Below are 13,596 nucleotides of genomic sequence, written 5' to 3'. Positions count from 1 at the left end.
GACCCGTCGCTCAGCCGGCGACCGCGCGCAGTCGCCCCGGGCGGCGGCCCGCCAACTCGTCGAGCGCGTTCGCCGTGGCGGCGTCGGCGGGCAACTGCACCACCAGGCGCTGCGGGTCGGCCTCGGCCAGCTCCAGGGCTTCGACGTTGAGGCGCAACAACCCCGCCGCCGGATGGCGCACCGTCAGCGGGCCGGTACGCGCGGCGGTAATCGGTCGCCGCCGCCAACGGTCGACGAACGGCGCGCCCGCCGTACGGGCCAGCCGTTCGGCGAACGCGTCGCTGGCCGGGTCACCCCGGCGAAGCAGGTGCAGCTCCGCGACCTGCTGGTCGGCCAGCGCCGACCACTGCGGGTAGTGCTCACGAGCCCGCTCGTCGGTCAGCACGAACCAGACCAGATTCGGGCGCGACCCGTCCAGCAGGCCGAGTGGACGCGCCAGCAGGTCGAACGGCTCGTTCCAGGCCAGCACGTCGCCGAGCCGGTTGAGCACGTACGCCGGAGTGTCGCGCAGCGCGTCGAGCATGGCGCGGACCGTTGGCCGAACGGTGCGGGAGACTCTCGGCCGGTCGCCCGAGCAGAGCTGTCGGGCGTGCTGGGCCGAGGCGAGCTGTCGCAGGTGTTCCCGGTCGGCGCTGTCCAGGCGGAGGGCGTCGGCGAGCGCGGCGAGGATCTCCGGCGACGGCCGGGTGTCGCGGCCCTGCTCCAGCCGGGTCAGGTACTCCACGCTGACCTGAGCCAGCGTCGCCAGCTCGGCCCGGCGCAGCCCGGGTGTACGTCGGCGGGGACCCTCGGCGAGACCGACCTCGGCCGGCCGCCGCGCCTCGCGGCGACTGCGCAGGAAGGCGCCCAGCTCTCCGTCCATCATTGGACCAGTCTTGCAGCCGGCGCCCTCCGGTGGGTGGCCCTGGCAGGGCCATCCTCGCGGCGGTCTCCTCGCCTCGTCCTGCGGCCAACAGGATCGTGGTCATGAGAAACGCACAGAGCACAGGACCGCTGCGGATCGGTGTGATCGTGGGCAGCACCCGCCCGGGCCGGCGCGGCGCGGCGGTCGCCCGTTGGGTGATGGAAGCGGCCGAGGGGCACGAGGCGGTACGCGCCGGGGACGCCGTCTTCACACTGGTGGACCTCGCCGAGCAGGCGTTGCCACTGCTCGACGAGCCGGTGCCGGCGCTGTTCGGCGACTACCGGCGCCCGCACACCCGGCGCTGGGCGGAGGTGGTGGACGGCTGCGACGCCTTCGTCTTCGTCACCCCGGACTACAACCGATCGATACCGGCCGCGCTCAAGAACGGCATCGACTACCTGTACGCGGAGTGGACCGACAAGGTGGCCGGGGTGCTGAGCTACGGCGTGCAGGGCGGCAACCGCGCGGCCGATCACCTGCGCTCGATCCTCACCGAGGTGCGGACCGTGGTGGTGCCGACGGGAGTGGCATTGTCGATCTTCACCGATTTCGACTTCACCGGCGCCGACCCTGGTGACCGGACCGCCGGCCGCTTCGCGCCGGGCGACGGTCGGGAGGCGGAACTGTCGACGATGATCGCCGAGGTCGTGACCTGGTCCCGAGCGCTGCACCCGGTCGACCCGGCCGGGGTGGCGGCGGGCAGCCCGGAGCTGGTGGGCTGAGATGGAGACCATCCTGATCCGGTACCGGGTACGTCCTGAAGACCTTGCCGAGCACATGGTGCTGCTCCGGGCCGTCCACGAGGAACTGGCCCGGACCCGTCCCGCCGGACTGCGGTACGTGACGCTGAGGCTGGACGACGGTCGAAGTTTCGTCGACATCGCGGTGGGACCGGAGCTGCCTGGTCCGCTGCCCGGGATGGAGTCGTTCCGGCGCCTCCGGGTCGGGCTGGAGGGTCGGTGCGAGGAACGGTCCTCGGCCGGCTTTACGGTGGCGGGGTCGTACGGCTTCGAGGTCTGACTCTGCTTTCACCCCATCTGCCCGGTCCGGGCGGGTGGGGCGGAGCCGCCGCGCGCGGTGGATGACAGCGACCGGGGGGACGTCGGTAGGATTGCGGAGATTCGGCAGGGCCATCTGCCCGCCACGGCTTCCACCAGAGCTGACCGGCACCTCCGCGTGCGCCGGCGGGAGCGGGGCGTGAGCGGTGCGGTCGATGCAGACGGCGGGTAGCAACGGAGGTAGAAGATGTCCGGCCACTCAAAGTGGGCGACGACCAAGCACAAGAAGGCCGTCATCGACGCCAAGCGCGGCAAGATGTTCGCCAAGCTGATCAAGAACGTCGAGGTGGCCGCGCGGACCGGCGGCGGTGACCCCTCCGGTAACCCGACGCTCTTCGACGCCATCCAGAAGGCGAAGAAGAGCTCGGTACCGAACGACAACATCGATCGCGCCGTCAAGCGTGGCTCCGGCCTGGAGGCCGGCGGCGCCGACTGGCAGACGATCATGTATGAGGGGTACGGCCCGAGCGGCGTGGCCATGCTCATCGAGTGCCTCACCGACAACCGCAACCGCGCGGCGACCGAGGTACGGACCGCGCTGACCCGCAACGGCGGCTCGCTCGCCGACGCCGGCTCGGTGTCGTACATGTTCTCCCGCAAGGGCGTGGTGATCGTCCCCAAGGAGGGCACCAGCGAGGACGACGTGATGCTTGCCGTCCTGGACGCCGGCGCCGAAGAGGTCAACGACATCGGCGAGGCGTACGAGGTGGTCTCCGAGCCGACCGACCTGATCCCGGTGCGCACGGCGTTGCAGGACGCCGGCATCGAGTACGAGTCGGCCGAGTCCTCCCTGATCCCCAGCGTCAACGTGCCGCTGGACGAAGAGGGCGCGCGCAAGATCTTCAAGCTGATCGACGTCCTGGAGGACTGCGACGACGTCCAGAACGTCTACGCCAACTTCGACGTCAGCGACGACGTGATGGCGGCGGTCGACGCCTGACCCCGCCTCACCCCGCCGCGCCGCCGCCCCACCCCGCCGCGATCTTGCACTTTCTGACCCGACACACCGGGTAACACCTGGCATATCGCCAACAGAAAGTGCAAGATCGCGGCGGGACGTGGGGACGTGGGGAGTGTCGCGTGGTGGCAGCGCGGTTTGCGCCTGGTGACACCGTGGTACGACGTGAGGTGCTGCGGGGTGAGGTCTGGTTCGGCTGCCCGACGATCTGCGTCGAGGATTCGCCTGACCTGCTCGCCCTCTACCTCCCACCGGGGGCCGAGTTCGGCTTCCCAAACACGGGCGTCTTCCCCTGCGGGCGGCACCCGTGGGAGGCCGCCGGGCACCGCTCCTGGTCCGGGCACGGCAAGCTGATGCTGCAACGCCCCGGTGAAGCCCACTCGATCGACGTGTTCTGGTCCGGGCCGGGGCGCGACTTCGCCGGCTGGTACTTCAACCTCCAGGACCCCGTGCGGCGTACCCCGATCGGGGTGGACACCCTGGACCACGAACTGGACCTGTGGTGGGCCGCGGACTCCGACCGGTACGTCTGGAAGGACGTGGAGATGTTCGCCCAGCGCCTCGTCGAGGGGCGCTACCCGGGCATGGCGGACGCCATCCAGGCCGAGGGTGACCGGATCGCCGCCCTGCTCGACGGGGGTGCGCCCTGGTGGGACCCGGCGTGGGCCACCTGGCAGCCCGACCCCACCTGGACGGCGCCCCCGCTGCCCGCCGGCTGGGATCAGGTGCCACCCGCACGCTGAGCGGCGCCGACGTCAGTTGCCGGGCGCCGCGTTGACCAGGAACACCTGATCCGGGCCGCCGGTGCACGGCTCGACCAGCGCCGCGTCCGCCACGGCGCTGTCGTCGTCGCGCAGGCCGACGCACAACTCGCTACGGTCGGGCCGGATGCGGTACGCGTCGGGCGTCGCTCCGGTCGGTTCGAAGTGGAACACCTGCTTCGACCTGCTCGCGCTGCAATCCTTCTCGTTCCAGGGTTCGAGCAGGTTCCGGCCGGGATCCTCCTCGCGGATGGTGAGGCAGCCCTTCCCGAGCACCGGGTGGACCCAGTGGATGAAGAACATTCCGTCGGCCACCGGTTCCAGCGAGGTGTCCGGTGGGGTGGCCTCCGTGCAGGGTCGCTGGACCGCTATCTCCTTGGTGTACGCGCCGGTGCGATCGCGACCCTCGGTGAGGCAGAGGTGCGGGCTGCGGACGGGGCGGATCTGACTGCGCCCTCCGCTCGGCGAACGGGCACCGCCACCCGCCGATGCGGTCGGATCGGTGGTTTGCGCGGCCTTTCCCTGCTCGTCGTCGCGTCGCTCGATCCAGAAGCCCACGCCGAGCGTGGCCAGCAGGGCGGCGACGACGAGCAGCGCCAGCGGCGCGGGCCGCGCGAACCAGTGTGGGCGGGCCGGGTCGGAGTGCTCCGGGGCCACGGTCGGGACCGCGTCGACCGGCGGTGGGTCCGCTGCCGGCGACGGCGGGGCCAACTGACCTGCCGCCAGGCGGTGCCGGGCCCGTAGCCACGTCTCGACCTGATCTTCCGCGCCGCACGCCCGCACGAACGCGGCCACCACCTCGGGGCGCGGCAGTGTGGACCGGCGCAGGATGTCCGCCGCGGTGCTGCGGGCCAGCACGTCACCCGTCGAGGCGGCACGCTGCTCCAGTTGCCGGTAGGTGAGCCTCGACCGGTCCTTGAGCTGGCGCAGCATCTCGACGAACTCGGCCGGGTCGGACGCGTCGTCCGGGCGTAGCTCCCCCGTGGTCATCGCCCGATTCTCCAGACCCCACGGACGCGAGGGCAAATCGGGTCCCGGCGACTGTCCGAGATGGTCGGACAGGATCCGGACACGCTGCCGTGAGCTGCCCGGACAGCCCAGCGCGGCGACCAGGGCATTGTCCTGGCCGACCGGGTTACCTAGCGTCTTTCTTCGATGGCCGCGCCGTTGACCGGTGTACGGCCGACGGGCTCGCGCCGGCACGGGTTCGGGCTCGACCACCAACGACACGGGGAGATTCGATGGATGACGCTGTCCGGGATCCGGTGCCGCAGGCGGCCACGGCGGGGGAGTACGTGGCGTCGCTCAGGGAGGTGCGGCGGCGTTCCGGTCTGACCTATCGGGAGCTCGCCCGGCGAGCCTCGGCAGCCGGACACTGGCTGCCGCCGAGCACCCTCGCGACGATGCTGGGGCGGACGACGCTGCCCCGGGAACGCACCGTCGTCGCGCTGCTGGCCGCCTGCGGCACCCCGGCGGTCGAGGTCGACAGGTGGCTGGAGACACGGCGGGACCTCGAGGCTCGCCTCGGCGAGCAGGGGCGAGGGGAGAGTGACGCGGTGCGGACCCCTGCCGGCGCGTCCACTACCGTCGCGGCGAACATCCGCCCGAGCGTCGGCACTGTTCCGCCGCGACCCGAAGCGCCCTGGCCGGCCCGTCGCTGGCTTCGGCTGGCGCTGCTGGCGGTGTTCGGCGTCCTGACGGTCGGGGCGGCCGGGGCGCTGCGACCCCTCGCGCCTCCCACAGTGGACGGCTCGCCGACCGTCGGCTGCCCGGAGGTGCTGCGCCAGGGCATGTACGGCCCCTGCGTGCTGAGCCTCCAGGAGCACCTGGTGGCCGACGGGCTCAGCGTGCCGGTCGACGGCTGGTTCGGCCCGGACACCACCAGCCGGGTGATGGTGTTCCAGGCGTTCGGCGCTCTGCCGGTCAGTGGCACCGCGGACGAGCGGTTGTTCGACGAGTTGGCGGGCGATCGCAAGGTGCCCGCCAGCTGGTCGGAGGACCGGATCGGCAAACATCTGCGGCGAACGTTCCCGGAGGACCCGGCCGGGGCGGTGCAGGTGGCGCGCTGCCTGTCCGGCTTGGACCCGTACCGGGTGGAGATCGGCGAGGACGGAGCACGGCGCTGGGGGTTGTTCCAGTTCAGCGACATGGAGGTGTCCCGGTTCGGCGTCGACCGCCAGACGGCGCTGGACGCGGCCTGGAACATCAGGACGGCACGGGAAATCTGGTCTCGTACCGGCGGCTTCGGCCACTGGACCTGCGCGGCGTAGCGGTCACGCGTGACGCTCCCCGCCCGGTCCACGGACCGGACGGGGAGCCCTCCGTCATCCCGACTGACGATTCACGGTCGCAGGCGGTTGGCGAAGACGTACGCGCCCACGGAACGGCCGGTGGCGAGCCCGGCGTCCGCGTCGAACCGATAGTGCACGCCGAGGTAGATCCGGCTCAGCGCGTTCTCCTCGGCGGCGTGGTCGAAGCCGGTCATGTGCCGGATCACGTCCACGGCGTGCGGATCGTCAGTGGTGGCGTCGAAGGCGATCGCATCGGTGCCGAAGAACCTCTTCATCACCGCGGACCAGGCCCCCGCGAAGGTGGCGTGCCCGGAGATGTAGGCCGGGAAGGCCGGCGTGTACGGCACCCCCTCGCGGGTCTGCGACAGCGGCTGCCAACCGGGGCCCTCCATTGCCTCGATCGCCGTCACCGGCCGCCACAGGTCGATGGGCGTCTGGTACTTGGCGTCCCAGGCGGCGATGGCGGCGTCGGCGAGGGCGAGGGCGACCAGCCCGAAGAGCCGGGCGTTGGCCAGGATGCCGAGCTGACGCTGCTCCGACACGATCCGGGTGTGCGAGAAGAGTTGACCCGGCGGCTTGTACGTGCCCCCCACGTCGTTGGCCCAGAAGAACGCGATCTGCGTCTGGTCGGCGGTCCGCAGTGCCGACGTCCGACCGCCGTAGTCGCGGATCTCCTGCACCTGGGTGTCGTATTCCTCCTTGCCGAGCAGGTCGTCGTACCCGGCGGCGCCAGCCGGTAGACCGGGCCGGAACTGCTGGCCCGAGGTGAGCGCGAACGGGGTGACCAGTCCCCAGTTGGGGCTGACCGCCGCCTTGCCGTTGGTCGGCCGCCACGAGCCGGGTACGCCGTCCAGTTGGTACGGCGTGTCTTTGTCGGAGCCGTCGTTGGCGCGGGCCTGGAGGTTGGCGGCGGCCGCCGCCGCGCCGACGGTGTCACCGCGCGCCTCTTCGGCGTCGTTCACCCCGGACGGCCGGCGCGCGACAGCGGCGGCGAGGGCCTGGGAGTAGGACTGGCCCTGACCGCCGTACAGGGCGGTCAGCACGTCGTACGCGGCCCGGTCGATGGCCGCGTGCAGCGACGGCGCCACGACGTTGTCCATGGTGCCGGGGTAGCTGACCGGAACACGTACCCGGTAGGGGTTGCCGACCCCGGTGACCGAGACGGCGGCGTCGTGCATCGCCGCGTGCAGGATGGCGGCCTCGCGGGACGAGGAGGTGGGTGGCAGATCCAGCGCCTTGTACGTGGCCAGCAGGACACCATTCCAGTACAGGATCGGGTCGGTGGCCGGGTTCACGGCCAGCGGGGCGAGCGAGATGTTGTCCAACCGGACCGTCGAGGCGGCCTGGCCGCCAAAGTGGAACAGCAGCACCGCCTTCGGGTCGCCGAACGGGGACGCGAAGTCGAAGCTGAACCGGCGCAACGAGGACGTCAGCGTGACGCTCTGGTCGACGGCGGAGGTGAAGGGCGTATCCGCCCGGGAGACCGAGACGCGCAGGGAACGGCTGACGTCGGCCGCGGCGTCGAACTGCAACCGGTACGGTTGCGCGGCCGTCACCCCGAACTCGAAGTGACCGACCAGGTCCTCCCAGACGGGCCTGCCCACCGTCGCGCTGGTGCGCACGCGCAGTTGTCCGGCGTTGACAGTGGTGCTGGTCGAGGCGAGCCGGGTCCACCAGGGCTGCGTGCTGCCGTTGTCGAACGTGCCGTTGAGGATGAGGTTGCCCGCGGCGGCGGCGGCCGGCGCGGGGCGGACGAGGGCGGTGAGGGTGCTCGCGAGGGCGACCGCGAGCACGGCGCTGAGCAGACGACGGAGTTGCCGTGCGTTGATCGGTGGGGACATCGAGAGCCTTTCCGGTCCGGAAACCGGCGACGACCAGGTCGTCGCCGTGAGGATCGGCTCAACGTAGGAGGGTTCGCGCTGTTCACGGCCACCGAACAGCGCTCGGAACGGTGCCGTACGGCAGCGGGCGCCGGCATCCGATCAGGACACCGACGCCCGCGCGGGCCGGCCCGCTGGCTCAGCCGATCGTCTCCCGCTCCCGCCAGGCGGTACGCAGCGAGGTCCGGCCGTTGGTGCGCAGCAGTGACCCCTCGTACACCCGGGCCCCGGCGATTACGAACGCACCGGCGGCGAGCACCAGGAGGACCAGTGAGACGATCGGCTCCCAGCCGGCCGCGTCGCCGGTGAAGAGCCGCAGCGGCATCGCCGTGGGCGAGGAGAACGGCAGGTAGGACAGCACCCGCATCGCTGTGGCGTTGTCGTTCAGGAAGATCACCGCGAAGAACGGCAGCATGACGGCGAGCTGCACCGGCGTTGAGACGGCGGCGACGTCCTCCTGCCGGTTGGCCAGCGCGCCGGCCGCGGCCCACATGGCGGCGAGCAGCACGAAACCGATCAGGAAGAACGGTACGAACCAGCCGATCGCCGGGGCGAGCAGGCTGAGCAGACCTCCGCTGTCGCCGATCTGCATGCCGAGCACGGCTACCACGGCGATGAGCGCGATCTGTGCGAAGGCCAGGATGGCCCCGGCCACCACCTTCCCGGCCAGCAGGGCCCGGACCGGCACGGCGGCGACCAGGATCTCCACGATCCGGGTCTGCTTCTCCTCGGTGACGCTCTGCGCGATCTGCAGGCCGAAGGTCTGCGAGGTGATGAAGAAGACGAAGGCGAAGACGAACGGCACCAGGAACGCCACCACCGGGTCGACCGCGTCCGGGTCGAGCAACTGCACCGGCGGCGAGCTGCTCAGCGCCTGGACCACGTCGGTGGGGGATTCGTCCATCGCGAGGACCTTCGGACCGGAGACCACCGCCGCGTCCACGTCACCGTCGCGGACGGCCTGCTCGGCGGCCCGGTCGTCGGCAACCACGCGGACGTCGAGTCCGGCGTCCCGCAGCGGCCCGGCTGCCTCCTGGGTGACGGCCACAGTGTCCGGGCCGCCGGAGAGCAGCGGCGGCAGGATGGTGCCCGCCGCCGCGATCAGCAGAAAGAACAGCGTGCCGAACAGGAAGGTGCGGTCGCGCAGCTTGACCCGGATCTCGCGTTCGGCGACCAGCCGGGTGGCCTGGGTGACGTTCACTGGGTGACCTCTCGGAAGATCTCGGTGAGCGAGGGGCTGACCGGGCGGAAGGCGCGGACCGCGCCGCGCGCGAGGGCGGCCCGCAGCACGGGCTGTTCGTCGGTGCCGGCCGGCAGGTCGAAGACCACCCGCGCGCCGTCCAACTCGACAACTGTCACCCCGGGGTGGTCGCGTACCCAGCCGGCGTCGTGCTCCACGACCAGCTCGAAGCGGGGCACCGTGTACGAGTCGCGCAGCTGCTGCCGGCTGCCGGCGGCCCGGATCCCCCCGTCCCCGATGATCACCAGGTCGTCGCAGAGGCGCTCCACGACGTCGAGCTGGTGACTGGAGAAGAGCACCGGCGCGCCGGCCGAGGCCCGTTCCCGCAGCACGGCCACGACGGTCTCAACGGCCAGCGGGTCGAGGCCGGAGAACGGCTCGTCGAGCACCAGCACCTCGGGGTCGTGCACCAGCGCGGCGGCGATCTGGGCGCGCTGCTGGTTGCCCAGCGACAGCGTCTCCAGCAGGTCGTCGCCGCGCTCGCCGAGCCCGACGCGGTCCAGCAGCGCGTCGGTGGAACGTCGTGCCGCGGCGGCGTCCAGCCCGTGCAGCCGGCCCAGGTAGGCCACCTGCTCGCGGGTGGTCATCTTGGGGTAGAGGCCCCGCTCCTCCGGCATGTAGCCGAAGCGCTGGCGGTCCTGCCGGGTCAGCGTGGTGCCGCCCCAGCTCACCTCGCCGGCGTCGGGGGCGAGCACACCCAGGATGATCCGCATGGTGGTGGTCTTGCCGGCGCCGTTGGCGCCCACGAAACCGGTCATCCGGCCGGCGGACACCTCGAAGGACACATTCCTGAGCACCTGACGGTCGCCGAAGCTGCGGTCGACGCCGTCGAGGCGAAGCGTTCTGGTCACGCACTCACGCTAGATCGATTACGGCGTTGCGCCGTCCGCCCGGCGGGTGAGCCGGCGGGTCCACCTCGCGGCGGACGCCGTCAACCGCCGGGGCGGACCACCCCGTTCTCGTACGCGAACACCACTGCCTGCACCCGGTCACGCAGGCCGAGCTTGGCCAGTACCCGACTCACGTGCGTCTTCACCGTCGCCTCTCCGAGGTGGATGGCCGTGGCGATCTCCGCGTTGCTCGAGCCGGCGGCGAGCAGCATCAGCACCTCCCGTTCGCGCGGGGTCAGCTCGGCCAGCGCGGCGTCGGCGTCCGGGCCCCGGTGGGCGGTGCCCGCCGGGTCGCCGGGTCGGGCGAAGGTGGAGATCACCCGGCGGGTGATCTCCGGGGCGAGCAGACCGTCGCCCCTGGCCAGCACCCGGATCGCCTCGATCAGCTCCTCCGGCGTGCCGTTCTTGAGCAGGAAGCCGCTGGCCCCGGCCCGCAGCGCCGCGAACAGGTAGTCGTCGCGGTCGAAGGTGGTGAGGATCAGCACCGCGGGCGCCCCGGGGCCGTCGGCGACGATCTGCCGGGTGGCCTCCAGGCCGTCCATCCCGGGCATCTCCACATCCATGAGTACGACGTCGGGGCGGGTGGCTCGGGTCATGGTGACGGCCCGTTCGCCGTCGGCGGCCTCACCGACCACCTCGATGTCGTCCTCCACCTCCAGGATGACCCGGAAGCCGGTACGGACGAGGTGCTGGTCGTCGGCGAGCAGCACACGCACCGTCGGCCCGGTGTCGGGTGCCTGCTGGGCTGCCGCGCTCATGTCGACGGCTCCGCGCCGGATGCCGCCGCCTGCTGTCTGTCGCTCGGCTCCCGCTGTGGGCCTGTCGGTCGGTCCGCCGACGCCGGCAGGGGGAAGCGGGCGCGTACCCGCCAGCCGCCGCCGGTCCGTGGCCCGGCCTCCAGGTCGCCGTCGTGGGCGGTGACCCGTTCGCGCATGCCGATCAGGCCCAACCCGGCGGTGTCGGCCCGGCCGCCGCCCCGCCCGTCGTCGGTCACGTCGACCTCCACCTCCCGGGCCAGGTACCGGACCCGCACGTCGAGCAGGGCCGCCTCGGCGTGCTTCAGGGTGTTGGTCACCGCCTCCTGCGTCACCCGGTAGGCCGTCTGGGAGACCGATTCGGGCAACGCGACCGGGTCGCCGTACACCCCGAGGGTGGCCGTCAGCCCGGCGGCCCGAGCCCGCTCGACCAGCTCGTCGATTCGTTCGACGCCGCCAGCCGTCGGCGGCGCGGCGTCGGTGCCGGCGGAGGTCCGCAGCACGCCGAGCATCCGACGCAGCTCGTCGACGGCCGTGCGGGCGCTCTGCTCGATGGCGGTCAGCGCGGTGCGGGCCTTGCCCGGGTCGCGGTCGAACACCCGGCGGCAGGCGGATGCCTGTACGCCCATCACCGACACGTGGTGGGCGACCACGTCGTGCAGCTCGCGGGCGATCCGGACGCGTTCGCCGAGCACCGCCCGTTCCCGGGCCTCGGCCTGCGACCGGCGCAGGTCCTCGGCCTGGGCGCGCAGCTCGTGCTCGCGGCGCGCGGCCACCCACGCGGTCTCGCCGAAGAAGTACGCGAAACCGAAGACCAGCACGTTGAGCAGCACACCGTTGACCATCGCGGCGAGCACCGGTGGCACCGGCCCGACCGCGTCGGCGAAGGTGTCCGCCGGGATGTGGTCGATCATCACCGCGTAGTAGAGCCCGAGCCAGGCGAACATCGTGGCGATCACGCCGATCCGCAGCCGGCGGGACAGTTGGCGGTCCTGCCCCCAGGCGCCGACGGTGTAGAGGGCGCAGAACAGCGCCCAGGAGGAGAACTGGGTCTCCGGGGCCGATCGGGCCTGCGCGGCGATGAACGCCACCGCGACGATCAGCAGGGTCGTGGCCGGCCAGCGTCGTCGCCAGATCAGCGGGAGGGTCACCGCGACGGTCCAGAACAGCTGCTCCGGCCCGGACGGCGGTGGGCCCAGCAGGAACGCGCCGGTGCTGCGGGCCAGGGTCAGACTGACCAACGCCAGCCCGGTCATCCCCAGGCCGATCCAGAGGTCGTTTCGGCGCTGCTCCGCCGTCGGACCCGGACGACGCCATTCCGGTCGCGGTGCCACTGTCATCCAGGAACGATGCCACGCCGCCCACCAGGCCCGTCGACCGGGCGGGCTCGTGTCGGTCCGGTCGCGTCGACGGGCGACGGCCCGGCGCGAGGTACGCGCCGGGCCGCCGTCTCTGGTGTCGCTCACGCGGTCGTCTGCTGGCGGGTCTTCCGGGCCGTGTCGATCAGGTCCCAGACCACGATCGCGGCCGCGCCCACAGCGATGGCCAGGCCGAGGCCTTCCCGGTTGTCGGCCTCCGCCACCCAGCTCAGGCGCCCGGCCAGGGCCGGGTTGAGCAGTCGGTCGGAGAGCGCGAGCCAGGCCAGCGGCACCGCGAACGCCAGGTCGAGCAGCACCTTCGTGCCGAACAGGGCCCAGGTCCAGCGGTCGATCCGGTACTTCACAACCTCGAAGATCACACTGAGCGCCAGCACCCCGATCAGCGCCGGCAGCCAGAACGACCACAGAGCCGGGTCGAGGATCGCGATGTTCTCGCCGTCGGTGCCGCTCACCCAGGAGTGGTAGTGCTGAAGCGGCAGGTACGCGATGGTCAGCACCAACATGATCACGGATGCGATGGTGTCGGCGAGGGGGATGCCTCGTCGCGCCGGCGCGTCGGGCAACTGGTCGACCGTCCACTCCGGCAGGTCAACGGCCGTCTGGGTGCGCTCGATGATCGCGAAGGTCACTGTGAGCCAGAAGGCGATCTGCACTGCCACCTGCATGGCCGCGACGATGCCTGGCCCGATGGCGCCGAAACCCTTTCCTTCCGCCGCCTCGACCACTGTGACGATCGTGCCGACGAGCGCCGGGATGAAGCTGAGCAGCAGCTTCAGCAGCCGCAACCAGAGCAGATAGTAGGTCGGGCCGATGAGCTGCAACCGGCGGTCGGCGTACCGGGCGGCCAGCACGTCGGGGTTGCCCAGCTCGGTGAGCACCTCCCGCTCGGCGGTGGCGGCGTCCTGCCCGCCATCGGTCCGGCCCTCGATCATGTCGTCGATGGAGGCCCGCAGCTCGGTGGCGATCTCGTCACGGCGCTGGGTGGGCACCGATCGCAGGGTGGCGGCGAGGTAGCGGTCGGTCAGGGTGTTCATCGTTCCACTCCTTGGATCAGGCCGGTGATGGAGGTCTGCACGGCGGCGAGGTCGTCGAGGAGCCGGTTCAGCATCGACTCGCCCTCGTCGCTGGTCCGGTAGAACTTGCGCGGTCGGCTCTCTTCGGTGTTCCACTCGCTGGTCAGCAGCCCTTGGTCCTCGAGGCGGCGCAGCAGCGGGTAGAGGGTGTTGGCGTCGACCGGGAAGCCGTGGTCGCTGAGCCGTTGCAGCAGTGCGTAGCCGTAGTCCGGTCGGCGTAGCGCGACCAGGCTGGCCACCACGACGGTGCCTCGACGCAACTCCTGTAGGTGCGTCCGTAGAACGTCCTCGCTAACCATGTGTCACACCATAGTGTGTGCCACACAGTGTTGTCCACCCCGACATCATCGTGTCCGCCCAACCTCCGTTTCGGGCTGATACGACGTGCGGGGCGCCCGGTCGACACC

Annotated in this window: 14 protein-coding genes; 5 read left to right on the top strand and 9 right to left on the bottom strand. The window is 71.6% G+C overall.

All coding sequences use genetic code 11. The features are described from left to right. Nucleotides 1–10 precede the first annotated feature (10 nt). Complete coding sequence (locus ACFYP0_RS17595; protein ID WP_355502393.1) at nucleotides 11–865, bottom strand: helix-turn-helix transcriptional regulator; 855 nt, start codon at nucleotides 863–865, stop codon at nucleotides 11–13. Between the two features lie 101 nt (nucleotides 866–966). On the opposite strand from ACFYP0_RS17595, the gene ACFYP0_RS17590 reads away from it, so the two are divergent. From ACFYP0_RS17590 to ACFYP0_RS17575, 4 genes are all read left to right on the top strand, one after another. Continuing rightward, nucleotides 967–1,626, top strand: coding sequence for an NADPH-dependent FMN reductase (locus ACFYP0_RS17590; RefSeq protein WP_124859071.1), 660 nt, complete (start codon nucleotides 967–969; stop codon nucleotides 1,624–1,626). Nucleotide 1,627: 1 nt separating this feature from the next. Beyond that, nucleotides 1,628–1,924, top strand: coding sequence for a hypothetical protein (locus ACFYP0_RS17585; RefSeq protein ID WP_355502390.1), 297 nt, complete (start codon nucleotides 1,628–1,630; stop codon nucleotides 1,922–1,924). 225 nt (nucleotides 1,925–2,149) lie between these two features. Then, on the top strand, nucleotides 2,150–2,902 hold the full coding sequence (locus ACFYP0_RS17580; protein WP_124771632.1) for a YebC/PmpR family DNA-binding transcriptional regulator: 753 nt from the start codon (nucleotides 2,150–2,152) through the stop codon (nucleotides 2,900–2,902). Between the two features lie 173 nt (nucleotides 2,903–3,075). Beyond that, a complete protein-coding gene (locus tag ACFYP0_RS17575) occupies nucleotides 3,076–3,663 on the top strand; it encodes a DUF402 domain-containing protein (RefSeq protein WP_355502387.1) in 588 nt (195 codons plus the stop codon). 12 nt (nucleotides 3,664–3,675) lie between these two features. Here ACFYP0_RS17575 and ACFYP0_RS17570 read toward each other — a convergent pair whose 3' ends face one another. Then, nucleotides 3,676–4,671: an RICIN domain-containing protein gene (locus ACFYP0_RS17570; protein ID WP_355502384.1), complete on the bottom strand. Its 996-nt coding sequence runs from the start codon at nucleotides 4,669–4,671 to the stop codon at nucleotides 3,676–3,678. 251 nt (nucleotides 4,672–4,922) lie between these two features. Here ACFYP0_RS17570 and ACFYP0_RS17565 point away from each other — a divergent pair, with 251 nt between their 5' ends. Then, nucleotides 4,923–5,951: a helix-turn-helix domain-containing protein gene (locus ACFYP0_RS17565; RefSeq protein ID WP_355502381.1), complete on the top strand. Its 1,029-nt coding sequence runs from the start codon at nucleotides 4,923–4,925 to the stop codon at nucleotides 5,949–5,951. Nucleotides 5,952–6,022: 71 nt separating this feature from the next. On the opposite strand, the gene ACFYP0_RS17560 is transcribed toward ACFYP0_RS17565, so the two are convergent. The 7 genes from ACFYP0_RS17560 to ACFYP0_RS17530 all read right to left on the bottom strand — a co-directional run bounded on the left by ACFYP0_RS17560 (nucleotide 6,023) and on the right by ACFYP0_RS17530 (nucleotide 13,488). Next, nucleotides 6,023–7,813 carry a carbohydrate binding domain-containing protein gene (locus tag ACFYP0_RS17560; RefSeq protein ID WP_355502378.1) on the bottom strand — a complete coding sequence of 597 codons (1,791 nt, stop codon included), beginning with the start codon at nucleotides 7,811–7,813 and terminating at the stop codon, nucleotides 6,023–6,025. Nucleotides 7,814–7,991: 178 nt separating this feature from the next. Next, nucleotides 7,992–9,053 (bottom strand): ABC transporter permease, encoded by a 1,062-nt coding sequence (locus ACFYP0_RS17555; protein ID WP_355502375.1) that lies wholly within the window; start codon nucleotides 9,051–9,053, stop codon nucleotides 7,992–7,994. Beyond that, nucleotides 9,050–9,943 (bottom strand): ABC transporter ATP-binding protein, encoded by an 894-nt coding sequence (locus tag ACFYP0_RS17550; protein ID WP_124862766.1) that lies wholly within the window; start codon nucleotides 9,941–9,943, stop codon nucleotides 9,050–9,052. The genes ACFYP0_RS17555 and ACFYP0_RS17550 overlap by 4 nt, the downstream gene beginning before the upstream one ends. Nucleotides 9,944–10,023: 80 nt before the next feature. Next, on the bottom strand, nucleotides 10,024–10,740 hold the full coding sequence (locus ACFYP0_RS17545; protein WP_112602090.1) for a response regulator: 717 nt from the start codon (nucleotides 10,738–10,740) through the stop codon (nucleotides 10,024–10,026). Further along, nucleotides 10,737–12,077 carry a sensor histidine kinase gene (locus tag ACFYP0_RS17540; protein WP_355502415.1) on the bottom strand — a complete coding sequence of 447 codons (1,341 nt, stop codon included), beginning with the start codon at nucleotides 12,075–12,077 and terminating at the stop codon, nucleotides 10,737–10,739. Before ACFYP0_RS17540 ends, ACFYP0_RS17545 begins: the two co-directional genes overlap by 4 nt. Before the next feature lie 122 nt (nucleotides 12,078–12,199). Further along, nucleotides 12,200–13,150 (bottom strand): permease prefix domain 1-containing protein, encoded by a 951-nt coding sequence (locus tag ACFYP0_RS17535; protein WP_355502370.1) that lies wholly within the window; start codon nucleotides 13,148–13,150, stop codon nucleotides 12,200–12,202. Next, the gene (locus ACFYP0_RS17530) at nucleotides 13,147–13,488 is read right to left on the bottom strand and encodes a PadR family transcriptional regulator (protein WP_124862757.1); all 342 of its coding nucleotides are present in this window, start codon (nucleotides 13,486–13,488) and stop codon (nucleotides 13,147–13,149) included. Before ACFYP0_RS17530 ends, ACFYP0_RS17535 begins: the two co-directional genes overlap by 4 nt. Nucleotides 13,489–13,596 lie beyond the last annotated feature (108 nt).

Source organism: Micromonospora arida (genome assembly GCF_042873195.1).
In the GTDB taxonomy this organism is placed as follows: Bacteria; Actinomycetota; Actinomycetes; order Mycobacteriales; family Micromonosporaceae; genus Micromonospora; species Micromonospora arida.
The sequence above is the reverse complement of the archived record's forward strand: the minus strand, read 5'-3'. Positions and strand labels throughout refer to the sequence as shown.